At 62.7% G+C, this 25,315-nt stretch carries 26 protein-coding genes; all 26 read left to right on the top strand.

Features of this window, described 5'->3' with window-relative positions:
• Positions 1 to 45: 45 nt before the first annotated feature.
• The 26 genes from fliF to KW824_RS07090 all read left to right on the top strand — a co-directional run bounded on the left by fliF (position 46) and on the right by KW824_RS07090 (position 25,312).
• Complete coding sequence (gene fliF, locus KW824_RS07215) at positions 46 to 1,752, top strand: flagellar basal-body MS-ring/collar protein FliF (RefSeq protein WP_042650077.1); 1,707 nt, start codon at positions 46 to 48, stop codon at positions 1,750 to 1,752.
• Positions 1,745 to 2,806: a flagellar motor switch protein FliG gene (gene fliG, locus KW824_RS07210; protein WP_043129018.1), complete on the top strand. Its 1,062-nt coding sequence runs from the start codon at positions 1,745 to 1,747 to the stop codon at positions 2,804 to 2,806. The genes fliF and fliG overlap by 8 nt, the downstream gene beginning before the upstream one ends.
• Before the next feature lie 68 nt (positions 2,807 to 2,874).
• Entirely contained in the window at positions 2,875 to 3,678 is an 804-nt protein-coding gene (fliH, locus tag KW824_RS07205; RefSeq protein WP_218409398.1) for a flagellar assembly protein FliH, read from the top strand.
• A gap of 120 nt (positions 3,679 to 3,798) precedes the next feature.
• Complete coding sequence (gene fliI, locus KW824_RS07200) at positions 3,799 to 5,130, top strand: flagellar protein export ATPase FliI (RefSeq protein ID WP_042650080.1); 1,332 nt, start codon at positions 3,799 to 3,801, stop codon at positions 5,128 to 5,130.
• Between the two features lie 16 nt (positions 5,131 to 5,146).
• On the top strand, positions 5,147 to 5,587 hold the full coding sequence (fliJ, locus tag KW824_RS07195) for a flagellar export protein FliJ (protein WP_043129023.1): 441 nt from the start codon (positions 5,147 to 5,149) through the stop codon (positions 5,585 to 5,587).
• Between the two features lie 90 nt (positions 5,588 to 5,677).
• Positions 5,678 to 7,609: a flagellar hook-length control protein FliK gene (locus KW824_RS07190; RefSeq protein ID WP_218409397.1), complete on the top strand. Its 1,932-nt coding sequence runs from the start codon at positions 5,678 to 5,680 to the stop codon at positions 7,607 to 7,609.
• Positions 7,610 to 7,666: 57 nt separating this feature from the next.
• On the top strand, positions 7,667 to 8,173 hold the full coding sequence (gene fliL, locus KW824_RS07185; protein WP_171268714.1) for a flagellar basal body-associated protein FliL: 507 nt from the start codon (positions 7,667 to 7,669) through the stop codon (positions 8,171 to 8,173).
• A gap of 10 nt (positions 8,174 to 8,183) precedes the next feature.
• A complete protein-coding gene (gene fliM, locus KW824_RS07180) occupies positions 8,184 to 9,254 on the top strand; it encodes a flagellar motor switch protein FliM (RefSeq protein ID WP_042650084.1) in 1,071 nt (356 codons plus the stop codon).
• A 50-nt stretch (positions 9,255 to 9,304) separates the two neighbouring features.
• Positions 9,305 to 9,700, top strand: a complete 396-nt coding sequence (gene fliN / locus KW824_RS07175) for a flagellar motor switch protein FliN (RefSeq protein WP_042650085.1) — start codon at positions 9,305 to 9,307, stop codon at positions 9,698 to 9,700.
• Positions 9,697 to 10,071 (top strand): flagellar biosynthetic protein FliO, encoded by a 375-nt coding sequence (gene fliO, locus KW824_RS07170; RefSeq protein WP_218409396.1) that lies wholly within the window; start codon positions 9,697 to 9,699, stop codon positions 10,069 to 10,071. Before fliN ends, fliO begins: the two co-directional genes overlap by 4 nt.
• The gene (gene fliP, locus KW824_RS07165; protein WP_042650087.1) at positions 10,058 to 10,813 is read left to right on the top strand and encodes a flagellar type III secretion system pore protein FliP; all 756 of its coding nucleotides are present in this window, start codon (positions 10,058 to 10,060) and stop codon (positions 10,811 to 10,813) included. Before fliO ends, fliP begins: the two co-directional genes overlap by 14 nt.
• Before the next feature lie 15 nt (positions 10,814 to 10,828).
• On the top strand, positions 10,829 to 10,933 hold the full coding sequence (locus KW824_RS21225; RefSeq protein WP_171269448.1) for a hypothetical protein: 105 nt from the start codon (positions 10,829 to 10,831) through the stop codon (positions 10,931 to 10,933).
• Positions 10,934 to 10,960: 27 nt separating this feature from the next.
• Positions 10,961 to 11,230 carry a flagellar biosynthesis protein FliQ gene (gene fliQ, locus KW824_RS07155; protein ID WP_010673927.1) on the top strand — a complete coding sequence of 90 codons (270 nt, stop codon included), beginning with the start codon at positions 10,961 to 10,963 and terminating at the stop codon, positions 11,228 to 11,230.
• A 70-nt stretch (positions 11,231 to 11,300) separates the two neighbouring features.
• Positions 11,301 to 12,098, top strand: a complete 798-nt coding sequence (fliR, locus tag KW824_RS07150) for a flagellar biosynthetic protein FliR (protein ID WP_218409395.1) — start codon at positions 11,301 to 11,303, stop codon at positions 12,096 to 12,098.
• Positions 12,091 to 12,426 (top strand): hypothetical protein, encoded by a 336-nt coding sequence (locus KW824_RS07145; protein WP_218409394.1) that lies wholly within the window; start codon positions 12,091 to 12,093, stop codon positions 12,424 to 12,426. The genes fliR and KW824_RS07145 overlap by 8 nt, the downstream gene beginning before the upstream one ends.
• The gene (gene flhB / locus KW824_RS07140) at positions 12,419 to 13,549 is read left to right on the top strand and encodes a flagellar biosynthesis protein FlhB (RefSeq protein WP_182788211.1); all 1,131 of its coding nucleotides are present in this window, start codon (positions 12,419 to 12,421) and stop codon (positions 13,547 to 13,549) included. Before KW824_RS07145 ends, flhB begins: the two co-directional genes overlap by 8 nt.
• Positions 13,550 to 13,905: 356 nt before the next feature.
• Positions 13,906 to 16,008, top strand: a complete 2,103-nt coding sequence (gene flhA, locus KW824_RS07135) for a flagellar biosynthesis protein FlhA (protein WP_218409393.1) — start codon at positions 13,906 to 13,908, stop codon at positions 16,006 to 16,008.
• Between the two features lie 16 nt (positions 16,009 to 16,024).
• Positions 16,025 to 17,524 (top strand): flagellar biosynthesis protein FlhF, encoded by a 1,500-nt coding sequence (gene flhF / locus KW824_RS07130; RefSeq protein ID WP_218409392.1) that lies wholly within the window; start codon positions 16,025 to 16,027, stop codon positions 17,522 to 17,524.
• A gap of 1 nt (position 17,525) precedes the next feature.
• Positions 17,526 to 18,401 carry a MinD/ParA family protein gene (locus KW824_RS07125; RefSeq protein WP_025326254.1) on the top strand — a complete coding sequence of 292 codons (876 nt, stop codon included), beginning with the start codon at positions 17,526 to 17,528 and terminating at the stop codon, positions 18,399 to 18,401.
• Positions 18,394 to 19,113: an RNA polymerase sigma factor FliA gene (locus KW824_RS07120; protein ID WP_025326255.1), complete on the top strand. Its 720-nt coding sequence runs from the start codon at positions 18,394 to 18,396 to the stop codon at positions 19,111 to 19,113. The genes KW824_RS07125 and KW824_RS07120 overlap by 8 nt, the downstream gene beginning before the upstream one ends.
• A 111-nt stretch (positions 19,114 to 19,224) precedes the next feature.
• Positions 19,225 to 19,608, top strand: a complete 384-nt coding sequence (gene cheY, locus KW824_RS07115; protein ID WP_025326256.1) for a chemotaxis response regulator CheY — start codon at positions 19,225 to 19,227, stop codon at positions 19,606 to 19,608.
• A 12-nt stretch (positions 19,609 to 19,620) separates the two neighbouring features.
• Entirely contained in the window at positions 19,621 to 20,361 is a 741-nt protein-coding gene (locus KW824_RS07110; protein ID WP_025326257.1) for a protein phosphatase CheZ, read from the top strand.
• 11 nt (positions 20,362 to 20,372) lie between these two features.
• Entirely contained in the window at positions 20,373 to 22,514 is a 2,142-nt protein-coding gene (locus KW824_RS07105) for a chemotaxis protein CheA (protein WP_218409391.1), read from the top strand.
• 31 nt (positions 22,515 to 22,545) lie between these two features.
• Positions 22,546 to 23,661, top strand: a complete 1,116-nt coding sequence (locus KW824_RS07100) for a chemotaxis response regulator protein-glutamate methylesterase (protein ID WP_042648461.1) — start codon at positions 22,546 to 22,548, stop codon at positions 23,659 to 23,661.
• A 2-nt stretch (positions 23,662 to 23,663) separates the two neighbouring features.
• The gene (locus KW824_RS07095; RefSeq protein WP_005333022.1) at positions 23,664 to 24,401 is read left to right on the top strand and encodes a flagellar motor protein; all 738 of its coding nucleotides are present in this window, start codon (positions 23,664 to 23,666) and stop codon (positions 24,399 to 24,401) included.
• 2 nt (positions 24,402 to 24,403) lie between these two features.
• Positions 24,404 to 25,312: a flagellar motor protein MotB gene (locus KW824_RS07090; protein ID WP_171268722.1), complete on the top strand. Its 909-nt coding sequence runs from the start codon at positions 24,404 to 24,406 to the stop codon at positions 25,310 to 25,312.
• Positions 25,313 to 25,315 lie beyond the last annotated feature (3 nt).

Here is a 25,315-nt window from a genome sequence, read left to right as displayed (position 1 = left end):
TGGCGACCGAGCATCATAAACATGTCAGCAATAAGGACATAAATCGTGGCTAACGATCCAAACGGCGATCTGCTGATGAACAACGAGGGGGCGGCCGCCCTCGATGAGCAGGAGCAGAAGAGCTCGGCGCTGGGCTTCTTGTCCAACACCGATGTGTTGCGGCAGATCACCCTGATCCTGGGGCTGACCATCTGTCTGGCCATCGCCGTCTTCATCCTGCTGTGGGGCAAGGAGCCGGAGATGCGTCCGCTCGGCACCTTCAGCACCCAGGAGCTGGTCTCCACCCTCGACTATCTGGATCAGCAGAAGATCCCCTATCAGGTGGACGGCAAGAGCGTGCTGGTCAGCGCCGAGAATTATGCAGACATTCGGCTGCGCCTGACCCGCGCTGGCCTCGCCAGCAGCAGCGAGGCCAGCAACGATGGGGAAGCCATCCTGCTCAAGGACTCCAGCTTCGGCGTCAGTCAGCGCATGGAGAGCGAGCGGCTGAAACTGAGCCGTGAGCGCCAGCTGGCGAGCGCCATCGAGCAGTTCCAGAACGTCGCCAAGGCCCAGGTGCTGCTGGCCATCCCGAAAGACAACGTGTTCGCCCGCAACGAACGCAAGCCGAGCGCCACCGTCGTGCTGAGCCTGAAAGGGGCGGCGCTGGGCCAAGGGGAGGTGGACTCCATCGTCGACATGGTCGCCTCCGCCGTGCACGGCCTGGAGCCGACCCGCGTCACCGTGACCGATCAGAACGGTCGCCTGCTCAACTCCGGCTCCCAGGATCCGCTCTCTGCCCAGACTCGCAAGGAGTTTGCGATGCAGCAGAAGCAGGAGCTGGAATACAAACAAAAAATTGACGCCATCCTGATCCCGGTGTTGGGGGCCGACAACTACACGGCGGAAGTGGATCTCTCCCTCGACTTCTCCCAGCAGGAGCAGACCCGCAAGACCTACAATCCGGACTTGCCCGCCGTGCGCTCCGAGATGACGGTGGAAGAGAACAGCGCCAATGGCAGCAATGGCGGCGTACCCGGTGCGCTCACCAACCAGCCCCCCGCCGCGTCGAACATTCCCGAACAGGCCGCTGGCGGGGAAGGGGGAACCGGCTCTTCCGGCCGCTCCCGCAAGGAGGCGACCCGCAACTTCGAACTGGACACCACCGTCAGCCACATCCGGCGTCAGCAGGGCGGCATCCGCCGCATGACGGTGTCGGTGGCGGTGGATTACAAAGCCACTCCCGGCGCCGAGGGGGCCGTGACCCGCGAGCCCCGCAGCCAGGCCGAACTCGATACCCTGCGTCGCCTGCTCAGCGGCGGCCTCGGCTTCGACGTGACCCGGGGGGATACCCTGGAGGTGGTTGCCATTCCGTTCAACCGTCCCGAGCTGGAAGCCGTGGCCGACATGCCCATCTACGAACAGCCCTGGTTCTGGCGTGCGGTGCGCATCGCCGCCTCGGTGCTGGTCATCATAGTGCTCATCGTCACCGTGGTGCGGCCCATGCTCAAGCGTCTGCTCTACCCGGATGCCAAGCCGGAAGGGGAGCTGGACTTCGACAACCACACCGTGCTGGGTGGCGACGACGAGCTGAGCCTGCTGGCAGCCCAGGCCGAGGCCGAGCCGGTGTTCGGTCTGCGGGATGGCCAGCTCAAGCTGCCCGATCTGCACCGTGACGAGGACCTGCTCAAGGCCGTGCGTGCCTTGGTAGCGAATGAACCAGACCTGGCCGCTCAGGTCATCAAAGAATGGGTAACGAACCGAGATGCCTGAAGAGAAGAAAAACCAAGTCACCGGTAACGAGATTACCGATAACCAGCGCCAGATCCTGGACCAGATGAGCGGGATGGAGATGGCGGCGGTGCTGATGCTGAGCCTCAATGAGGAGGATGCCGCCCAGATCTTCCGTCATCTCGAGCCCAAGCAGGTGCAGCGGCTCGGCATGTCCATGGCCTCCATGTCGGATTTCAGTCACGACCGGGTGGCGGCGGTGCATCGTCAATTTATCGACGACATCCAGAAATACACCAACATCGGCATCGGCAGTGAAGACTTCGTGCGCAAGGCCCTGGTGGCGGCGCTCGGGGAAGACAAGGCCAGCAACCTGGTGGATCAGATCATCCTGGGATCCGGTGCCCGCGGCCTCGACTCCCTCAAGTGGATGGATGCCCGCCAGGTGGCCAGCATCATCCAGAATGAACACCCGCAGATCCAGACCATAGTCCTTTCTTATCTGGAGCCGGAGCAGTCCGCCGAGATCCTGAGCCAGTTCCCGGAGCAGGTGCGCCTGGATCTGGTGATGCGCATCGCCAACCTCGAAGAGGTGCAACCGGCGGCGCTGCAAGAGCTCAACGACATCATGGAGAAGCAGTTCGCCGGTGCGGCCGGGGCCCAGGCGGCCAAGATGGGTGGCCTCAAGGCTGCCGCCAACATCATGAACTACCTGGACACCAACATCGAAGGCCAGCTGATGGACTCCATCCGCGAGTCGGACGAGGAGATGAGCCAGCAGATCCAGGACTTGATGTTCGTGTTCGAGAACCTCATCGATGTGGACGATCGGGGCATCCAGACCCTGCTGCGGGAAGTGCCGGGGGATCTGCTGCAACGGGCCCTCAAGGGCTCGGATGACCAGATGCGCGAGAAGGTGTTCAAGAACATGTCCAAGCGGGCCGCCGAGATGCTGGCGGACGATCTGGAGGCCATGGGGCCGATCCGGGTCTCCGAGGTGGAGGCCGCCCAGAAGGAGATCCTCTCCACGGCGCGCCGTCTGGCGGACGCGGGCGAGATCATGCTGGGGGCGGGCGGTGGCGAAGAGTTCCTCTAAGCCATGGGCAATGGAATGTGCGATGATGTCGGCCCTTTCGTCCGGCATGCCAGGAGTGTCTTTCGCAGATGAATAACAAGAACAACAAGCTGCGGGGTTATGTCAGACCCGAAGCGGACGAGACCCGGGTGGAAGCCTGGGGCTGGCCCGAGATGGAGGTCGAATCCGAGATCCAGAGCAATGCCCTGGGGCTCGGCCCTGACTGGTATCGCCAGGAGCAGGCGGACGAGATGCCGCCAGAAGAGCAGCCGGAGGAGCCTACCCCCAGCATCACCGCCGAAGAGGTGGAGGCGATCCGTCAGGCCGCCTGGGAAGAGGGGCTGGCCGAGGGGCGAGCCGCCGGTTTTGCCAAGGGGCTCGAAGAGGGCAAGCTGGAAGGCTTGCAGCAGGGCCATCAGGTGGGTCTGGAGCAGGGCCGTGAAGAGGGGCTCGCCATGGGCCGCGACCAGGTGGAGCAAGAGATTGCCCACTGGCAAGCGCTCGTCGCCCGCCTCGCCACGCCCCTCAGCGAGCTGGACGCGGCGGTTGAGCAGCAGCTCATCAGCCTGGTGCAGCAGTTGGCCCGCGCCCTCATTCGCCACGAGGCCGAGACCTCCCCAAAATTGTTGCTCGAGGCCCTCAAGCAGGGCCTTGCCCTGCTGCCCGCCGCCGAGCAGGGGGTTACCCTGATGCTGCACCCGGACGATGTGGCCCGGGTCGAGCAGGCCTTCGGCGCCGAGGAGTGTGCCAAGCGCCACTGGCGGCTGCAGAGCGACCCCACCCTCTCCCCGGGGGATCTGCAGCTGGCCACCGAACTCTCCAGCATCGATCTGACCCTGGCGGGACGCATCGATCAGTTACTGCGCAATTTCCTTCGTGACAATGCCGACTAACTCTCTTCCCCGGTTTGGCATAGGGAGTGCGTGCCGCTGCTGTGTACCGTCTGTCGACGGCGCGGCCATGCCGGCTGACTCCGGGTCTCGGCCTCTTTCCCTTTTATCTCTGGAGGCGCGATGACAACATCCCTGCTCGGCCGACTGCAAGGCTACCGGGTCCGCGATCTCGCGCCCATACCGCCGGTGGCGGGCAAGCTTACCCGGGTGGTCGGACTGACCCTGGAGGCCATCGGCTGCCGCGCGGCCATCGGGGCCCTGTGCCGTATCGACACCCAGGATGGCGTGCTGGAGGCCGAAGTGGTGGGCTTCTCCGGCGATCGCCTGTTCCTGATGCCGAGCGAGCAGCTCAAGGGGGTCATTCCCGGCGCCCGCGTGGTGCCCGTCACCGAGGATCACGGCATTCCGGTGGGCATGAACCTGCTTGGCCGGGTCATCGACGGCATCGGCCAGCCCCTGGACGGGCTCGGCCCCATCATCTCGTCCCAGACGGTGCAGTTCGCCCAGCATCGCATCAACCCGCTGGCCCGTCGCCCCATCCATCAACCCATGGACGTGGGGGTGCGGGCCATCAACGCCGTGCTCACCGTGGGGCGTGGCCAGCGCATGGGACTGTTCGCCGGTTCCGGCGTCGGTAAATCGGTGCTGCTCGGCATGATGACCCGGGGCTCGGTGGCGGACGTGGTGGTGGTGGGCCTCATCGGCGAGCGGGGCCGGGAGGTGAAGGAGTTCATCGAGGAGATCCTCGGCGCCGAGGGGCGCGAGCGCGCCGTGGTGGTGGCCGCCCCTGCCGATGCCTCGCCGCTGATGCGACTCAAGGGGTGCGAGACCGCGCTCGCCATCGCCGAGTATTTCCGCGAGCAGGGGCTCAACGTGCTGCTGCTGATGGACTCCCTCACCCGCTACGCCCAGGCCCAGCGCGAGATCGCCCTGGCGGTGGGGGAGCCGCCGGCCACCAAGGGCTATCCACCCTCGGTGTTTGCCAAATTGCCGGCGCTGGTGGAGCGGGCCGGCAACGGCAGCGACGGCCAGGGCTCTATCACGGCCTTTTTCACCGTGCTGACGGAGGGAGACGATCTGCAGGATCCCATCGCCGACGCGGCGCGGGCCATCCTCGATGGCCACATCGTGCTGGCGCGGGAGCTGGCGGATGCGGGCCACTACCCCGCCATCGACATCGAAAAATCCATCAGCCGGGTCATGCCCATGGTGACCTCACCTGAGCACATGGAGCTGGCGCGCACCTTCAAGCAGTTCTACTCCCTCTATCAGCAGAACCGGGATCTCATCACCATAGGCGCCTACAGCCAGGGATCGGATCCCCGCATCGATCGGGCCATCATCCAGAAACCCTACCTGGATCAGTTCTTGCAGCAGAAGATGCGCGAGGTCATTCACTACGATGAAGGCCTGCAATCCCTGCAACTGGTGGCCATGCCACTGATGCGTTGACCGGTGGAGAGCCCCGATGAGTAAAGGATTGACGTTGCTGGCGGGCCGACTGCTGGAGGCCGAACAGCAGGCCGCCCTGGCGTTGGCCAAGGCCCAGCAGGATCTCAAGCTGTTCATGGATCAGCAGAACGCCCTCAACCAGTACCGCCAGATCTACCATCAGCAGTGGACTGATCGCGGCCTGCAGGGGATCACGCCCCAGCAGAACAGCCAGTATCACGCCTTCATCAACAAGCTGGAAAATGCGGCGACCCAGCAGTACCAGGGGGTGTTGCAGGTGCGCGAGGCGCTGGCCCAGTGCCGTACCCAGTGGCTCGAAGCCCAGCAGCGGCGCAAGGCGGTCGAGCTGCTGCTCGAGAAGCAGGCGGGGCGAGCTCAGCTGAAGGCCCAGCGTCAGGAGCAGAAGATGCTGGACGATTACGCCATCCTGCGACGCTATCACCATTCTGGCCTGTAACTTGCTTTCTATTGCCAACACAGGCTAAGACGCCGCACCTGCCTGCTGGCCGTGCGGCCACCACACCGGATTGTCGTCAGGGATCCCAGCATGATACAGACCCAGTTGATCAAGGCCGCGACTCAGGCCACCCCTGCCGACAGTGGCATCACCCTCCCGGGCCTCACCCAGGAAGGGACCGAGCCGCTGCAGGGGGACAGCAAGGCTGCCTTTGCCGATGCCATGGCCCTGGCGCAGCTGGTCGACAAGGGCGCCGTCGCCACTCCCGTGAGCGACGACGCGCTCACCGCACTCGCCCCGGATGCCAAATCTTTGGCGGTGGCCGAAGAGGCTACCTCGAGCACCCAGCACAAAGCCGACAAGGCAAAGGCCAGCGAGACAGATCTTCCCCCCGACGATTTTCTGCAGCAGCTGCAGGCCTCCCTGCGCCAGGACACCAGCCTGACTCTGCCTGCCGCCGCTCCGGTGACGCAGGCACTGCCCGTGGCCACCGACGGCAATGACTTGCCGCCCGAGTCGCCGTCGTTGACCGACGGCGGCAAGCCTGCCCCGACACCGGGCGCTGCAGGGCGAGAGATCGCCACACAGCAGGCGCTGTTGCAACAAGCGGGCGAGGGGAATTGCACCCAGGTGTCCGCTCTTGCGAACAAGGAAAGCAGTACGAATGAACCCGGCAAGGGGGCTCAGGCCATCGCCGCCACCGCCAACGCCCTGTCGATAAACCGGCTGGAAGACGCTGCCTCCGCCAACGCCCTGCCGATAAACCAGCTGGAGGATGTAGCCGTGGATGCAGGCACGCCGGTCGATCCCGAGCCTGCATCATCGAAACCGACTGTGCTCCCCTTGTCTGGCGAAGAGCGCGCCGCCCTGCTGGCCAAGGTGGTCGCCACCTCACAAACCACCGAGCCACGGATCGCAGCGGCCCAGGTGACAGGCGAGCCCCAGAAACAGATGGCCTCGGAGGCCGCGGTCAATGGTGTTGGCGCACAAACGCCTCATGCCGTGCAGGCCGGTGCGGCCAAGGCCTTGGGTGAAGGGCTGGTCAGGATGGACGCTGGCGTGACTGATGGCGTTGAGGCCAGCACGGATGCCGCGACTGAGGATGGCAGCAAGCCTCGCATGGCTGCGCCGGAACAGCCGGAACAAGAGTCCAGCCCAGCGCAGACGACGGGGGTGAGCAAACCCGATGCAAGCACTGGCGCGGCCCACAGTGCCGCTCCCCTGGCCAGGGCTGCGGACCCGGAACCCGTGCTGACGGCGCCCCAGCAGACGCTGGCGCGTCACGAATCCCAGGGGCCGCAAGCCTCGCTGACGGCCCTGTCGGCCGGCATCCAGCAGATGGAGGCCGAACCGACAGTAGCCGTTGGAGTCGCTGCGACTCTCAGGCCGCCGTCGCAGAAACCCAAGCTCGATGAGCTGAGCAAGCAGCTCGGGATGGAAGTCGGGGGTACCGAGCCGAGCGAGGGAAGCCAGCCGCTGCAGCAGACCCAGACCAGCGATGGCAAGCCGGCGGCCGAGGTGAGCGCGCGGCGGGAACCCCAGAGCCTGCCGCACCTCAAGCTGGCCACCCCGGAGGCACCGGCCCAGTTGCACCAGAAGGTGAACCTGATGCTGGCGGACAAGCTGCAACAGGCGGAGATCCAGCTAGACCCCCTTGGCCTTGGCAAGATGAAGATCCAGATCCAGATGGGGGCGGATAGCCAGGCCAATGTCCACTTCGTGGTGCAGCATGGCCAGACCCGGGAGATGCTGGAGCAGGCCATGCCGAGGCTCAGAGACATGCTGGCAGGGCAGGGGATACAGCTTGGCCAGACTCAGGTACAACAACAGGCGCAGCACCAGGGGCAGCCATCACAGCAACAATCCCAGGGTCAGTCCACCTTCAATGGTCAGGAGCAACGGGGTCAGCAGGGGAACGGTTCCTTTGGCGGCAACGGCCAGGGTGAGGGGGAACATGCGACCCGTACCCTGAGTCTGCTGGTGGAATCGACAAACGATGCCGGAATTGATTTCTATGCTTGATGCCTGCCCGAGTAAGTTTATGATACCGAACAAGTTTGAGACTAGGGTGGACAAGGGATGGCAGACGATAACGAACTGACGCTGAAGGACCCGGCGGCGGCCAAGAAAAAGAAGCTGATCATGATAGTCGCCCTGGTCGTCATCCTCCTGGGTGGCGGCGGGGCCGGTGCCTGGTTCATGTTTGCCGGTTCGGACGAGCCGGCGGCCGACACGGCCGAGGCCAAGCCCGAAGCCAGTGCGCCCCAGCCCTCCCTCTATGTGGGAATGCCGCGCCCCTTCGTGTTCAACGTGGCGGGCGGGCAACGGGATCGGCTGGTGCAGATCAAGATCCAGCTGATGGTGCGCGGGGCCGCTGACGAGACCCTGGCCAAACAGAATATTCCCCTGATCGAAGGGACCCTGCTGCGGGTCTTCAGCGCGGCCACTGCCGAGCAGCTGATGACCTTCGAGGGCAAGGAGAAGCTGCGTCAGGATTCACTGGAAGAGTGTCGCCGGGTCCTGAAGGATCTGGTCTCTTCCCCCGTAATCGAACAAGTGCTGTTTACCGGCTTTGTCATGCAATGAAAGGTGAAGCGTGAGCGATCTGTTAAGTCAGGACGAAATTGATGCCCTGCTGCACGGTGTCGATGATGTCGAAGAGGAAGAACTAGGGGCGGCCGGGGATCCCGGTATCGCCCAGTTTGACTTCTCCTCCCAGGACCGCATCGTCCGTGGCCGCATGCCGACCCTGGAGCTGGTGAACGAGCGATTCGCCCGTCACATGCGCATCAGCCTGTTCAACATGATGCGGCGCACTGCCGAGGTCTCCATCAACGGCGTGCAGATGCTCAAGTTCGGCGAGTACGTGCACACCCTGTTCGTGCCGACCAGCCTGAACATGGTGCGCTTCCGCCCCCTCAAGGGGACGGCGCTCATCACCATGGAAGCGCGCCTCGTCTTCATCCTGGTAGAGAACTTCTTCGGCGGCGACGGCCGCTACCACGCCAAGATCGAGGGGCGCGAGTTTACCCCCACCGAGCGGCGCATCATCCAGATGCTGCTCAAGCTGGTGTTCGAGGACTACAAGGATGCCTGGGCGCCGGTGATGGACGTGGGCTTCGAATACCTCGACTCGGAGGTGAACCCGGCCATGGCGAACATCGTCAGTCCCACCGAGGTGATAGTGGTGAGCTCCTTCCACATCGAGCTGGATGGCGGCGGCGGCGACTTCCACGTGGCCATGCCCTACTCCATGCTCGAACCCATCCGCGAGTTGCTCGATGCCGGGGTGCAGAGCGACAAGGGGGACACCGACGTGCGCTGGAGCAAGGCCCTGCGCGACGAGATCATGGACGTCAAGGTGGAGCTCAAGGCCAAGCTGCTGGAGACGGAGCTGACCCTGCGCGAGCTGATGGAGCTGCAACCGGGCGACATCATCCCGGTGGAGATGCCGGAGAACCTGCTGGTCTTCGTGGAGGACCTGCCCACCTTCCACGCCAAGATGGGGCGCACCAAGGAGAACGTGGCGCTCAAGATAGTGGATAAAATCAAGCGCCCTGACGGAGTCAAGACAGAGATGCATCTGGTGACCCGGGGGGGCGTGCGCATCGATGGCGAGGCCGAGCTGGAAGAGCTCGAACGCAGCATCGCCGATAAACAGCCCTAATAGACCCGTCGCCTGCGACCAGGGTCACGAAGCAGCATGAGGAAGTGAAGATGAGCGGAACCGATGACGAGCAGGATCTGATGGCTGACGCCTGGGCTGCCGCGCTGGAAGAGCAGGTGACGGCCGAGGCCAAGCCCGCCCCCCTGGAAGAGCTGAGAGACGACGCCCCCATCAGCGCCGAGGAGCGGCGCAAGCTGGACACCATTCTGGACATCCCGGTGACCATAGCCATGGAAGTGGGACGCAGCCAGATCAGCATCCGCAACCTGCTGCAACTGAACCAGGGTTCTGTCGTGGAGCTGGATCGGGTGGCGGGCGAGCCCCTGGACGTGCTGGTCAACGGCACCCTGATCGCCCACGGCGAGGTGGTGGTGGTGAACGACAAGTTCGGGATTCGCCTGACCGACGTCATCAGCCAGATAGAGCGCATTAAGAAACTCAAATGATCCGTGCTCTCGCTCTGATACTGTTCGCCGCCCCGGTGCTGGCAGAGGGGGCCAATTCCCCCAGTATCACCTCCTGGCTGCTCTCCAGCCTGATGGTGATCGGCCTCATCCTGGTGCTGGGTTTCCTGCTCAAGAAGAGCAAGCTTGCGCAAGTGATGGGGGGCGGCCAGATGAAGATCATCGCCACCCTGCCGCTCGGGTACAAGGAGAAGCTGATGGTGGTCAAGGTGGGCGATCAACAGCTGCTCATCGGGGTGACGCCGCAGCAGGTCAACTTCCTCTATCGCCTGGAAGAGCCCCTGGACGAGCGTCAGCCCCAGGCGTTCTCCCAGCAGCTCGGCAAATTGATGGGCAAGCATGAAAAAAGTTAACTGGATCGGGTGCCTGAGCCTGCTGGCCGTGCTGCTGTCGCCCCTGGCGATGGCCCAGGACGGCATGTCGGCGCTGACCGTCAAGACCATGGCGGATGGCAGTCAGGAGTACAGCCTGACCCTGCAGGTGCTGGCGCTGATGACCGCGCTCTCCTTCCTGCCGGCCATTGTCATCATGATGACCTCCTTCACCCGGATCATCGTGGTGCTCGGCATCCTCAGACAGGCCATAGGCCTGCAGCAGAGCCCGTCCAACCAGGTGCTGATCGGCATCGCCCTCTTCATGTCCTTCTTCATCATGTCGCCGGTGCTGGATCGCATCAACGAGGAGGCGCTGCAGCCCTATCTGGCGGAGACCATAGGGCCCAAGGAGGCGCTGGAGAAGGCCGAGCTGCCCATCCACCAGTTCATGCTGGCCCAGACCCGGGTCAAGGATCTCAACACCTTCATGGAGATAGCGAACGTGCAGGTGGCCGAGCCAGCGGATGTGCCGCTGCGGGTGCTGATCCCGGCCTTCGTCACCAGCGAGCTCAAGACCGCGTTCCAGATAGGCTTCATGCTGTTTCTGCCCTTCCTGGTCATCGATCTGGTTGTGGCGAGCATACTGATGGCCATGGGGATGATGATGCTGTCGCCTATGCTGGTCTCATTGCCGTTCAAGCTGATGCTGTTCGTCATGGTGGATGGCTGGAACCTGATCCTGGGGTCGCTCGCGACCAGCTTCGGGCTGGGGGCAGGGTGATGAGGTTGTCCTCCAATCCTGGTCTCCCTGTCGTTCAAGCTGATGCTGTTCGTCATGGTGGATGGCTGGAACCTGATCCTGGGCTCCCTGGCCACCAGCTTCGGGCTGGGGGCGGGGTAAGCCGGTCAATGGAAAGGAGCCGATAAGATGAGTCCGGAAACCTTTGTCGACGTATTCCGTGAAGCGCTCTGGCTGGTGACCATCATGGTGTGCGCCGTGATCCTGCCGAGCCTGATGGTGGGGCTGGTGGTCGCCATCTTTCAGGCCGCCACTTCCATCAACGAACAGACCCTGAGCTTCCTGCCCCGTCTCGTGGTCACCCTGCTGGCCCTGGGGGCTGGCGCCCACTGGGGCTTGCAGAGCCTGATGGACTTCTTCCAGCTGATGGTGAGCCAGATCCCCGAGGTGGTCGGCTGATGCCTATGTCGGCATTAGCGACCATCAGGCTGCCGATGACGACCCGTCCCACGGCTTTTGGAGCGGCGGCATGAGCTATACCACTGCGGTGATCATGGAGTGGCTGGCGTCCGTGCTCTGGCCGCTTGCCCGGGTGAGCAGCCTGCTGATGGTGATGGCGGTGTTCGGCAGCCGGCTGGCTCCTGCCAACGTTCGCATGGGACTGGCGCTCGCCATCACCTTCATCATCGCCCCCCTGCTGCCCCCCATGCCCAAGGTGGAGCTGTTCTCCGTCGGCAGCTTCCTGGTGTTGGGGCAGCAGCTGCTCATCGGCATAGCGCTCGGCCTCATGACCCAGTTTCTGCTGGAAAGCTTCGTGATGGCGGGCCAGATCATCGCCATGCAGACCAGTCTGGGCTTCGCCACCCTGGTGGATCCCATGAACGGCCAGTCTGCCCCCGTGGTGGGCCAGTTCTACCTGATGCTGGCGACCCTGGTGTTCCTGGCGGTGGATGGGCACCTCCTGATGATCAGGATGGTGGTGCTGAGCTTCGAGACTCTGCCGGTCTCGGACAGCGGGCTCAGCCTGCCCGCCATCCGCAGCCTGGTGAGCTTCCTCGGCGTCATGTACCAGGCCTCCCTGGTGATGGCGCTGTCGGCCATCATAGCCCTGCTGCTCATCAACTTCGCGTTCGGGGTCATGACCCGGGCGGCCCCCCAGCTCAACATCTTCAGCATCGGCTTTGCGGTCAGCATGATGTCGGGCCTCTTCATCCTCTGGCTCACCATAGGCGGCTTCATGGGGCACTTCGACGCCCTCTGGGAGCGCGTTCAGGAGACCAGCTGCGAGCTTATCCAGGTCCAGTGCCTGGGGGGCCAGCATGGTTGATACCGAGCTGCTCGACAGTTACCGGCCAGTCGGGAGACGGCATCTCATTGATATCGATCAGGTCAACGGCACCGAACAACCAGCCCATGCTATCGGCTGGCTGATCGACAACGGCCAGTCAGTCGGGGGACTGCATCTCATTGATACCGATCAGGTCAACGGCACCGAACAACCAGGCCATGCTATTGGCTGGCTGATCGACAACGTCCAGTCAGTCGGGGGACTGCATCTCATTGATACCGATCAGGTCAACGGCACCGAACAACCAGGCCATGCTATTGGCTGGCTGATCGACAGCGGCCAGTCAGTCGGAGGTCAGCATGGCTGATACCGATCAGGAACGTACCGAACAACCCACGGGCAAACGACTGCAACAGGCCCGGGAAAAAGGGCAGATTGCACGCTCCAAGGAGCTGGGGACCGCCAGCGTCCTGCTGGCGACCGTGTTCGGCTTGCTGATGATCAAGGAGAGTCTGGCTGGTGCCATGGTCAAGGTGCTCACCATGGGTTTTACCCTGGACCGGGATCAGGCCTTCGACCCCAACGCCATGGGGGTCATGCTGCCCACCCTGCTGTGGGAGCTGCTGCAACCTCTCGGCCTGCTGTTCCTGCTGGTGACCATCGCCGCCTTCGTGGGCAACACCCTGCTGGGGGGGATGAACTTCTCCTCCGAGGCCATGCTGCCCAAATGGAGCAAGCTGAGCCCTTTGAATGGTTTGAAGAGGATGTTCGGGGTGCAGTCCCTGGTGGAGCTCGTCAAGTCCATCGCCAAGGTGGTGTTCATCAGCCTGTTCGCCTGGTGGATGCTGTCGAGCCAGTTCAATCACCTGCTCAATCTCTCCCTCGAGGGCTTCCCCGGCGGCATTATAGATGCGCTGGACCTGCTGCTGTGGATGCTGATCATCCTCTGCTGCGCCCTGATCCCCATCGTTGCCATCGACGTGCCGTTCCAGACCTGGAACCACAATCGCCAGCTCAAGATGACCAAGCAGGAGATCAAGGACGAGTTCAAGGACAGCGAGGGCAAGCCCGAGGTCAAGGGACGGATACGCCAGTTGCAGATGCAGATGGCGATGCGCCGCATGATGGGGGATGTGCCCAAGGCGGACGTCATCATCACCAACCCGACCCACTACTCGGTGGCCCTGAAGTACGACGCGGGCAAGCCCGGTGCCGCCCCCAAGGTACTGGCCAAGGGGGTGGACGAGGTGGCGATGAAGATCCGGGAGATAGCGCGGGAATACGACATCCCCGTGATGTCCTCGCCGCCGCTGACCCGGGCCATCTACCACGCCACCGAGATTGGTCAGGAGATCCCCGAGGGGCTGTTTGCCGCCGTGGCCCAGGTGCTGGCCTACGTCTATCAGCTCAAGAAGTTCCGCCGTGGCCGTGGCCGCCGTCCGACTCCGGTCGCAAGGGATCTCCCCATTCCGCCGGAATATCGCAAGTAGTTTGGTGTTCAGCTGAGGGTGGCTGGTTACCCATGATCGCCAGGGATCTGTCCACTGTGCCACCGGACTATCGCAAGTAGTCTGTGCTCTGAAACGTTGGCTGTTCCCGTCGCCGGGGTCTGTCCACCACGCCACCGGACTATCGCAACTAACCTCGCTCCCGCCCTGTTTGCCACGGCTCTGCTCATTCCAACGGGATTTGCTGGCAACACCTTGCTCCCCATCAAGCTACCCGAATGTGTCCTCCGACGGACTTCTGACAGCATCAAAATAAAATTCATATAGATCAATTGGTTGGGTAATTGGCTTGATATTTGCTTTAATTCGGCATCGGCAGTGGTAAATCGAGAAGAACGATGGGATTCAAGGCTGGAGTGAGCCGTTTCAAAGAGTACAGATGGTTGCTCAGCAAGGGGATCGGGACCCCGTTGCTGGTGCTCGCCTCCCTCGGCATGGTGGTACTCCCCATACCGCCGCTGATGCTGGATATCCTGTTCTCCTTCAACATCGCCCTCTCCATCGTGGTGCTGCTGGTGGCTGTCTATACCCGCCGGCCGCTGGAGTTTGCCGCTTTCCCCACCGTCCTGCTGATAGCGACCCTGCTGCGGCTGGCACTCAACGTCGCCTCCACCCGGGTGGTGCTGCTGGAAGGCCACAACGGCAGTGCGGCGGCGGGCCATGTGATCGAGGCCTTCGGCAACGTGGTGATCGGCGGCAACTATGCGGTGGGCATCATCGTCTTCATGATCCTGGTGATCATCAACTTCGTGGTGGTCACCAAGGGGGCGGGCCGGATCTCCGAGGTGAGTGCCCGCTTCACCCTGGATGCCATGCCCGGCAAGCAGATGGCCATCGATGCGGACCTGAACGCCGGCCTCATCAACCAGGAAGAGGCCAAGAAGCGCCGTCAGGACGTGACCCAGGAAGCGGACTTCTACGGCTCCATGGACGGTGCCTCCAAATTCGTGAAGGGGGATGCCATCGCCGGCATCATGATCCTCTTCATCAACATCATCGGTGGCTTCATCATCGGCATGATGCAGCACCAGCTCAGCTTCGGTGAAGCGGCCCAGATCTACACCCTGCTGGCCATCGGTGACGGCCTGGTGGCCCAGATCCCGTCCCTGCTGCTCTCCATCGCCGCGGCCATCATAGTCACCCGTCAAAATACCGATCAGGACATGGGCACGGCGGTACTCGGCCAGCTGTTCGAGAACCCCAAGGCGCTGGTGATCTCCGCTGGCATCCTGCTGATGATGGGCAGCGTGCCCGGCATGCCGCACCTGGCTTTCCTGAGCCTGGGAGCGGTGGCTGCGGCCGGAGCCTGGTGGTTGCTGCGTCGGGAGAAACTGAACAAGGCCAGGGTGGCGAGCGGTGAACTCCTGCCGGCCCAGGGCGATGCCCCGCTCGAGCCGAAGGACCTGAGCTGGGACGACGTGATGCCGGTGGACATCATCGGTCTGGAAGTGGGCTATCAGCTCATCCCGCTGGTGGACAAGAACCAGGGGGGCGAGCTGCTCAACCGGATCAAGGGGGTGCGCAAGAAGCTCTCCCAGGAGCTCGGCTTCCTGGTGCCTGCGGTACACATCCGCGACAACCTGGATCTCGCCCCCAACCAGTACCGCATCACCCTGATGGGGGTGAGCACCGGCGAGGCCACCGTCTATCACGACAAGGAGATGGCCATCAACCCGGGCCAGGTGTTTGGCCAGATCCAGGGCATCGCGACCCAGGATCCCGCGTTCGGGCTGGAGGCGGTCTGGGTCGCCAAGGATCAGGTCTCCCAGGCCCAGACTCTCGGCTATACCGTGGTGGACGCGGCCACCGTAGTGGCCACCCACCTGAGCCAGATCCTCTCCAACCATGCCGCCCTGCTGCTGGGTCACGACGAGGTGCAGCAACTGCTGGACATGATAGGGAAGCATCAGAGCAAGCTGGTGGAAGGGTTGGTTCCTGAGGTGATCAGCATGGGCAACCTGGTGAAGGTATTGCAAAATCTCCTCAATGAAGGCGTGCCAATTCGCGATATGCGCACTATCCTGCAGACCCTCGTGGAATATGCACCACGCAGTCCTGACCCGGAAGTGCTGACCGCCGCCTGCCGTATCGCCCTGCGCAGGCTGATCGTGCAGGAGATTGCCGGCCCAGAGCCCGAACTGCCGGTGATCACCCTTTCACCAGAACTGGAACGCATATTGCATCAATCCCTGCAAGCAGGTGGGGGAGATGGCGCCGGTATCGAACCGGGACTGGCGGAGCGGATGCAGCGCTCCCTGGTGGAAGCCACTCAACGACAAGAACTGGAAGGCCAGCCGGCCGTGCTTCTGACATCGGGGATATTGCGCAATACCCTGGCGAAATTTGTCAAGAATGCCATTCCTGGATTACGCGTCCTGTCTTATCAGGAAGTGCCTGATGACAAGCAGATCCGCATCGTCAGTGCGGTAGGACAGGGCTAGTTAGCGGAGATGACGGGTGAAGATTAAGCGGTTTTTTGCCAAAGACATGCGCACGGCGCTGGCCGAGGTCAAGGAGACTCTCGGGCCGGATGCCGTCATCATGTCCAACAAAAAGGTCACCGGTGGGGTGGAGATAGTCGCGGCCGTCGATTATCAGTCCCAGGTGCCTGGACCTAAAGATGCGCCGGTTCGCCGTCAGTTGAACGATGAGAGCGTCAATATCTCGTCTGCGGGCAAGCAGATGACGCGCTCGGCTCCCCCCAAGGAGCAGAACGAATACTATGCCGATACCCTGGCGGCCCTGCTGGCACGCCAGCAGAAGCTCAACCCGGCCAACCCGGCGGGCGGCAATGCCGCCCCGGGGTCATGGTCTGCCAATGGGACGGGCAACGGTAGTCCTGCCGCTGCCTCCTGGCCCGCCAATGGCGGTGCCGGCACCCAGTCCGCCGGACTGGCTGCGGCCGCCAGCGCACCCAGAACCCTGGCCGAACAGGGCCAGTGGGGCGCAGCCCCCGAACCCGCCAAGCCGAAGGCGCGCCCGGCCCCCGGCCCCCGTGCTGCCCAGTCCGCGCCTCGGGATCAGGAGATGGAGGGGATGCGCAAGGAGATGGCCAGCATTCGCAAGCTGCTCGAGCACCAGATCTCCGGTCTGATGTGGCAGGAGGTGGAGCGCCGCGAGCCGATGCGGGCGCTGCTCATCAAGGAACTCAAGAAGATGGGGTTCGACGATGCTTTCGCCGATCAGCTTGCCGGGCTTATCCCGGAAGACATGCCCATCCATCAGGCCATGGCCCAGCTGGCCGAGGTACTGACGGCCCAGCTCAAGATCAGCGAAGACGACATCTTGCGCCAGGGCGGTGCCGTGGCCCTGCTCGGCCCGACCGGGGTGGGCAAGACCACCACCATCGCCAAGCTGGCGGCTCGCTTTGCCATGAAGTATGGCGCCGAGCAGGTGGCTCTCATCACAACGGACAACTACCGGATCGGGGCCCACGAACAACTGCAGACCTATGGTCGCATCATGGGTTGCCCGGTGCGTCAGGTGCGCGATGCCGAGGAGCTCGCCAATGCGCTCTATCAGTTCCGCAACCGCCGGCTGGTGCTCATCGATACCGCCGGGGTAGGGCAGCGGGATATCCGTCTGACCGAGCAGCTCGACACCCTGGTCAAGAATGCCAAGGTGCGCATTCGCAGCTACCTGGTCATGTCGGCCACCTCCCAGCGCCGGGTGATGCAGGAGGCGGTGGATCACTTCAGGCGCATTCCGCTCTCCGGGTGCATCCTGACCAAGCTCGACGAGAGCCTGAATCTGGGTGAAGTGATTAACGTATGCATTCAGAACGCCCTGCCCATCAGCTACATCACAGATGGACAGCGGGTGCCGGAAGATATTCAAGTTGCCAATGCGGCGCTGCTGGTTGGCGCGGCCATGGGCTCGCTGGAGCGGGAAACAGAAGACCCTTACTTCTGGGGTTCAGGCTTTGGCGAGGCCGAAGATTCGGAGTTTTATGAGTAACATGTATATGGATCAGGCGAGTGGTCTGCGCAAAATGCGTCAAAACAATCGAGTGAAAGTGATCGCCGTGTCTGGAGGCAAGGGGGGCGTTGGCAAGACCAACGTGACCCTGAACGTGGCGGGAGCCATGGCCGCCCAGGGCAAGCGGGTGTTGGTGCTGGATGCCGACCTTGGTCTGGCCAACGTCGACGTCATGCTGGGGCTGCGGGTGCACCGCAACCTCTCCCATGTGCTGGCGGGGGAGTGCACCATAGACGACATCATCGTCGAGGGGCCCTACGGCATGATGATAGTGCCGGCCACCTCGGGCACCCAGTCCATGGTCGAGCTGTCGCCGGTGCAACATGCCGAGCTCATCCGCGCCTTCAGCGAGATGAAGACCCAGGTAGACGTGCTGCTGGTGGACACGGCGGCGGGGATCTCCGACATGGTGCTGAGCTTCACCCGTGCGGCCCAGGACATCATGGTGGTGGTCTGCGACGAGCCTACCTCCATCACCGATGCCTATGCCCTCATCAAGATCCTCTCCAAGGATCACGGGGTGTTCCGCTTCAAGGTGGTGGCCAACATGGTGCGCTCCCTGCGCGAGGGACAGGAGCTCTTCGCCAAGTTGACCCGGGTCACCGACCGCTTCCTGGATACCTCCCTGGAGCTGGTGGCCTGCGTGCCTTACGACACCAACCTGCGGGCCGCGGTGCGCAAGCAGAAGCTGATCGTCGAGGCGTTCCCCAAGTCGCCCGCCTCCCTGGCATTCCGTGCCCTGGCGAACAAGGCGGCGAGCTGGCCCATCCCGAACCAACCGGGGGGACACCTAGAATTTTTCCTGGAAAATTTATTGCAAAAGCCGGTCATAGCACAGGAAGACTCCCGTGAATAAAGCCCAAGCATACTTGCGTCATCAGGATTCCTACGTGCTGGTGGAGCGTCACGCTCCCCTGGTCAAGCGGATTGCCCAGCATTTATTGGCTCGCCTGCCAAGCAGTGTCTTGCTGGATGACCTGATCCAGGCAGGTATGATTGGGCTGCTCGAAGCCTCCCGCAACTTTGACGGCAGCAAGGGCGCCAGCTTTGAAACCTATGCCGGCATCCGCATCCGCGGCGCCATGCTCGACGAGATCCGCCGCGGGGACTGGGTGCCCCGCTCGGTGCATCGCAACAGCCGTGCCATCGCCGAGGCGATCGAGAACGTGGAGCAGGCCCATGGCCGGGATGCCAGAGACACCGAGGTGGCCGCCAACATGGGGGTCTCCCTGGGTGAATACCATGCCATGCTGCAGGATGTCTCCTGCGGCAAGATCATCGGCATCGAGGATCTCGGGGTCAGCGAGGATGTGATAGGGCATCCCGATGACGCCAGCGGTCACGGCGGCTTCGACGATCTGGCGGCCGAGCGCTTTCAGGGCGCCCTGGCCGAACACATCGCCCGCCTGCCCGAACGGGAAGCCCTGGTGCTGTCACTGTATTACGACGAAGAGCTGAACTTGCGTGAAATCGGGGAAGTCCTGAGCGTCAGCGAGTCTCGGGTGAGCCAGATCCATAGCCAGGCCATGCACAGGCTGCGGGCCCGTCTGAGAGATTGGAATTTATAAGTGGTTGTACTGGCTACACTGGAACGCAACTCTAAGGCATAATCCGCACCATAAAACCTGCGATCTGCATCATGTAAGTGAGCCGTTTTGGCGGCTATTTAGGAGGGAATTTTGGACAAGAACATGAAAATCCTCATCGTCGACGATTTTTCAACGATGCGCCGGATTATCAAGAACTTGCTGCGTGACCTGGGATATAACAATACCCATGAAGCAGACGATGGCAACACGGCCCTGCCGATGTTGAAAAACGGCGATTATCAATTCGTGGTCACCGACTGGAACATGCCCGGCATGCAGGGCATAGACCTGCTCAAGGCGATCCGTCTCGATGACAAACTCAAGCACCTGCCGGTACTGATGGTGACTGCGGAAGCCAAGCGCGAGCAGATCATCGAAGCCGCCCAGGCGGGGGTCAATGGCTATATCGTCAAGCCGTTCACTGCCGCCACCCTCAAAGAGAAGCTCGACAAGATCTTTGAACGAATCGGCTAAGGAGCGGCAGGGATGAAGGCCAAAACGAGTGCCATGATCTCGCTTGAACAGGCAAGGATGCTGGTTGCCCACCTGGAGCGAGAAGAGTTTGAACAGGCCGATACCATCCTCGCCGATGTGTGCGCCCCCAATGCGGCGGCCCTGTTTGACAAGGTGGGGCAGCTGACCCGTCAGTTACACAACTCACTGCAAGATTTTCGCCTGGATCCCAGGATCCCCGACCTGGCCACCCACGAGATCCCGGATGCCCGGGAGCGTCTCAGCTATGTCATCGACATGACGGACAAGGCGGCCAATCGCACCATGGATGCGGTAGAGGCCAGCCTTCCCATCGCCGATCGGCTCAATGACAACATTCAGCTGGTGATGCCCAATTGGAATGCCTTGATGAGCCGGGATCTTGAACTGGGCCAGTTCAAGGCACTCTGCCATCAACTGAATGATTTTATTAAGGCTTCGGAGACGGATGCCGATAAGTTACGACAACTGCTGACTGAAATCCTGATGGCTCAGGATTTCCAGGACTTGACCGGTCAGATGATCCGCAAGGTGATCAAGCTGGTGCAGGAAGTTGAAACAAAGTTGATAGAGATGCTGACCATGTTTGGTGAGGCCGTCATCGAGAATTCGGCGCGCAGCCTGCCAGCGAGCGGCATCGAGGCAGAAGGCCCCATCATGAACCCGCAGACAAGGTCCGATGTGGTCAATGGTCAAGATGATGTGGACGATCTGCTGTCTAGCCTGGGATTCTAATGGAGTGACGCATGGCCTTCGAAGTTGATGAAGACATACTGCAAGACTTTTTGGTCGAAGCATCAGAAATATTGGAACAGTTGTCTGAACAACTGGTCGACTTGGAAAAGCGGCCCGATGACAAGAATCTGTTGAATGCCATCTTTCGCGGCTTCCATACCGTCAAGGGGGGAGCGGGTTTCCTCTCCCTGACCGAGCTGGTGGACGTCTGCCACGGTGCCGAGAACCTGTTCGACATGCTGCGCAACGGCAAGCGAACCCTCAGTGCCGAGCTGATGGATGTCATTTTGCAGGCCCTTGATGCCATCAACGTCATGTTTGCCCAGGTGCAGAACCGGGAGCCGACCAGCCCGGCCTCTGCCGATCTGCTGCACGATCTGCACGAGTTGTGCAAACCCGAAGGGCAGGAGCAACTGCGTACCGCCAGTGTTGCCGCCCCGCAGCAGCCAGAACCCGAGCCTGAACCCGAACCCGTCATCGTCGCCGAGAGTGCGCCTGTTGCCGTCAACGGTGGCGGCTCCATCGACGAGATCTCCGCCGACGAATTCGAGCGCCTGCTGGATGAACTGCACGGTGCCGGCAAGGCGCCGACGGTGTCTGCCGCCCCCGTGTTGAGCGGCTCGGGCGACATCACGGACGATGAGTTCGAGGCCTTGCTCGATCAGCTGCACGGCCAGGGCCAGCACGGCGGTGCCCCTGATCTTTCCCCGCTGCAATCGGTACAAAAAGAGGTGGACGAGCTCATCGACGACGACGAGTTCGAACGCCTGCTGGATGAATTGCATGGCCGTGGCCAGGCGCCCCAGCACAGCATGGCGGCTGCACCGGCTCCCGAGCCCAAGGCACCCGCCGCGCCTGTGACCCCGCCCAAGGCGCCGGTCGCTGCCAGCGCCGCTCCCGCCAAACCCGCCCCTGCGCCGGCCAAACCGGCCCCGGCACCCTCCCCTGCCAAGCAGGCGGCCCCCGAGAGCAGTGCGGTGCAAAACGACACCACGGTGCGGGTGGATACCAAGACCCTGGACGTCATCATGAACATGGTGGGGGAACTGGTGCTGGTGCGAAACCGCCTGGTGAGCCTCGGTATCGCCAGCAATGACGAAGAGATGTCCAAGGCGGTGGCCAACCTGGATGTGGTGACCGCTGATCTGCAGGGCGCGGTCATGAAGACCCGCATGCAACCTATCAAGAAAGTCTTCGGCCGCTTCCCCCGCGTCGTGCGCGATCTCGCCCGCACCCTCAAAAAAGATATCGAGTTGGTGATGGTGGGTGAAGAGACGGATCTCGACAAGAACCTGGTGGAGGCCCTGGCCGATCCCCTGGTTCACCTGGTGCGCAACTCCTGCGACCACGGGGTCGAGATGCCGGACGTGCGGGAGAAGGCGGGCAAGCCCCGCCAGGGCACCATCACCCTTAGCGCCTCTCAGCAGGGTGACCATATCCTGCTCTGCATCGAGGATGACGGCGCTGGCATGGATCCGGAGAAGCTCAAAGCCATCGCCATCAGCCGTGGTGTGCTCGATGCCGACAGCGCGGCGCGCATGAGCGACAACGACGCCTACAACCTGATCTTCGCCCCCGGCTTCTCCACCAAGTCCGAGATCTCCGACATCTCGGGCCGTGGCGTCGGCATGGATGTGGTGAAGACCAGCATCGTCAGCCTCAATGGCTCGGTGCACATCGATTCGACCTGGGGCAAGGGCACCCGCCTCGAGATCAAGGTGCCCCTGACCCTGGCCATACTGCCGACCCTGATGGTGGAAGTGGGTGAACAGACCTTTGCCCTGCCGCTGGGCTGCGTGAACGAAATCTTCCACCTGGATCTGAAGAAGGCCAACGTGGTGGACGGCCAGCTCACCATCATAGTACGCGACAAGGCGATCCCGCTGTTCTACCTGCACAAGTGGCTGGTCCGTGGTGCCGGCAAGACGGCCCGTCAGGACACAGGCCATGTGGTTATCGTCCAGATCGGCACCCAGCAGGTGGGCTTCGTGGTGGACAACCTCATCGGTCAGGAAGAGGTGGTGATCAAGCCTCTGGACAATCTGCTGCAAGGGACCCCCGGCATGGCCGGTGCCACCATCACCAGCGATGGCGGCATCGCCCTCATCCTGGACGTGCCCAGCCTGCTCAAGGCTTATGCCCGCCGCCACTGAGCGACTGGCTCAAGGAGTTAAAAGAATAACAATGGCAGTCAAGGTATTAGTGGTCGACGATTCGAGTTTCTTCCGTCGCCGGGTCAGCGAGATCATCAATCAGGACCCCCTGATGACGGTGATCGACACGGCTCAGAACGGCCGGGAAGCGGTAGACAAGGCGCTGCAGTTGCGGCCTGACGTCATCACCATGGACATCGAAATGCCGGTGCTCGACGGCATCAGCGCCGTGCGCGAGATCATGGCCAAGTGTCCAACCCCCATATTGATGTTCTCCTCGCTGACCCATGAGGGGGCCAAGGCGACCCTGGATGCACTGGATGCCGGCGCCCTCGATTTTCTGCCCAAGAAGTTCGAAGACATCGCCCGTGACAAGGATGAGGCGGTCAAGCTGCTGCAACAGCGCGTCAGGGAGATTGCCCGCAAGCGCTTCCTGATGGCGGCCACCAGACCCCGGGCGCCGGAGCCCGCGGTGCGTCCCGCCCTCGGTGCTGCCCTGGCACGTCCTCTTGAGCGCCAGCCCGAACCGGTCCGCGCCGCCGCGGCCCCCGCCAGCTTCAAGCGCAGCGGCAAGAGCTATCAGTTGGTGGCCATCGGCACCTCCACCGGCGGTCCGGTGGCGCTGCAGAACGTGCTGACCAAGCTGCCGGGAGATTTCCCCCATCCGATTTTGTTAATCCAGCATATGCCGGCCACCTTCACCGCGGCCTTCGCCGCCCGTCTCAACGGCTTGTGCCAGATCGGGGTCAAGGAGGCAGAGGACGGTGACGTGCTGAGGCCTGGTCACGCCTATCTGGCCCCCGGTGGCAAGCAGATGCTGTTGGAAGGGCGCGGGCCCGGTGCTCGTCTTCGCATCATCGAGGGCAATGACAAGGTCAACTACAAACCCTGTGTCGACATCACCTTCGCCTCGGCCGCCAAGATCTACGGCGACAAGGTGCTCGCCATCGTGTTGACCGGCATGGGTGCCGATGGCCGGGACGGGGCGCGTCTGCTCAAGGATCAGGGCGCCACCATCTGGGCGCAGGATGAAGCCTCCTGCGTGGTCTACGGCATGCCCCAGGCGGTTGCCAAGGCGGGCATCGCCAGCGAATCCCTGCCGCTGGACAGGGTTGCCCAGCGCATCCTGGTCGAGTTGGGTCGCTGACCATGGGCATGTTCGGCCTGGTGCTGGCGCTGGCTGCCGTGGCCGTCGCCCAGTGGTGGCACGGTGGCAGCCTGCTGACCCTGCTGGATGGCCCGGCCTTCGTCATCGTGGTCGGTGGCACCTGGGGTGCCGTCATCCTGCAGACGCCCCGCAAGTACATGCTGGCCGCACTCGCCCAAGCCCGCTGGATGCTGTTTCCGCCACAGCGGGATCTGGTGCAGCAGGCCGAGCGCCTGCAGGCCTGGGCCCAGTTTGCGCGCCAGCAGGGGTTGCTGGCGCTGGAGAACCAGGCCGAAGAGGAGAGCGATCCCTTCACTCGTCAGGGCCTCACCATGATAGTGGACGGGGTCTCCATCGAGGATATCCGCCGCCTGCTGGAGGCGGACATCGACATCGAACAGGAGCGCAACGAGCACGCTGCCAGGGTGTTCGAGGCCATGGGGGGCTACAGCCCGACCATAGGCATCATAGGGGCCGTGATAGGCCTCATCCAGGCCATGTTTCATCTGGAGGAGCCGGGCACCCTGGGCGCCGGCATCGCCATCGCCTTCGTCGCGACCATCTACGGGGTGGGCTTTGCCAACCTCCTCTATCTGCCGATAGCGAATCGCCTGCGGGCATTCCACTACCACCACGGTCTCTATCAGGAGATGACGCTGGAAGGGTTGCTGGCCATCGCCCACGGGGAGAATGGCCAGCAGGTTGAACGGCGGCTACGGGCGTATCTGAAAGGGGAATAGCCATGCGCAAGCGCTATCGTTTGCACCTGCAAGGGCGAGAACATCTCGATCGCTGGCTGGTCTCCTATGCCGATTACATGACGCTCATCTTCGCCCTCTTCGTGGTGCTCTACTCCGTAGCCATCGTCAACAAGGAGCAGTACCGCGCCGTCATCGAGGGCATGACCCAGGCATTCAACCAGGTACCGCGTAGCGACGGCTTGCTGGAGGGGCAGGGCAACTCCCTGCTCAACAACCCTGTGTCGGCGGCGTCTTCCCTGCTGGAGAGCCAGGCCTCCCCATCGCCTTCGCTCGCTCCTATCACGGGTACCCCGATCCAGCAAGATGGCACGGCCCTTGCGACGATCGATCTGCAGTTGCAGGAGGCCATGGGCGCCCTGGTGGAGGCCGGCGTGGTCAAGCTGGCGAAGGATGACAACTGGCTGACGGTGGAGCTGAGTTCCGGCCTGCTGTTTCGCAGCGGCAGCGCCTTTCTGGGGAGCAATGCGGCCCCGGTGCTCGATACGCTTTCAGGTATTCTGAAACCGGTCGATAACTATGTCAGGGTGCGGGGTTACACGGATAACCAGCCGATCAACAACGAAATGTTTCGCTCCAACTGGACCCTGTCTGCCGCCCGCGCCGAGGCTGTGCTCGGCTCCCTGGTGGTCAAGGGCATCGCCCCCGAGCGGCTCGCCTATGAGGCCTATGGGGAGTTCTCCCCCTTCGCCGACAACGGCAGCGAGCAGGGGCGGTTACAGAATCGCAAGGTCGTGGTCGCCATCTCCAGATTCGCCTGGGTGCCGGCATCCCCCGCCAAACCCCTGACGGCGACGCCGGCATCGGCCGCGCCACAGAGCGTCGACAGCGAGAACGTCAGAGTGGTGACGCTGCCCGGTGGTGGCATACGCATAACAACAAGGCAGGATTGATAC

The organism is Aeromonas sp. sif0611 (assembly GCF_019218845.1).
Classification (GTDB): domain Bacteria; phylum Pseudomonadota; class Gammaproteobacteria; order Enterobacterales; family Aeromonadaceae; genus Aeromonas; species Aeromonas media.
The sequence above is the reverse complement of the archived record's forward strand: the minus strand, read 5'-3'. Positions and strand labels throughout refer to the sequence as shown.